This window comes from Mesorhizobium sp. M5C.F.Ca.ET.164.01.1.1 (genome assembly GCF_004792125.1).
GTDB lineage: Bacteria > Pseudomonadota > Alphaproteobacteria > Rhizobiales > Rhizobiaceae > Mesorhizobium > Mesorhizobium wenxiniae.
The window spans coordinates 1-373 of the sequence record NZ_SRTG01000215.1; the positions used below are offsets into that span (position 1 = coordinate 1).

The 373-nt window shown below is 57.1% G+C and carries 1 pseudogene; it reads left to right on the forward strand.

Annotated elements, in window-relative coordinates:
• A pseudogene (locus tag EN807_RS33190) lies at positions 1 to 373 on the forward strand (integrase); the annotation flags it as partial.

A 373-nucleotide genomic window follows, 5' to 3' on the forward strand; every position in this document is an offset into this window, starting at 1 on the left:
CAACTGGTGGTGACACTTCCCTTCAAGAGGGCGCGCGGGTGGCACCTGTCGAATATCTCGAAGAGCCCGAAATCAAGAGCGTCCTGGCGCGTATCGACCGCCGCACGCCTTCTGGAGCGGGATTACGCGCTGTTCTCGCTGATGTTCAATACGGATGCACGAATTCAGGAAATCCTGAATCTTCGAATTTGTGACCTTCGTCTGGTATCGCCCTGTCCCGCCGAGCAAAGGGGCTTTCTCAACGACCGCGGCACACCGCTGACCCGGTTCGGTGTTCGATACTTGCTGCGCAAACATGTTGATATGGCTGCGGAGGAAGGAACCACACTGGCGGAAAAAAGCATCCATCACCGCTCTTTGCGGCACACGACGG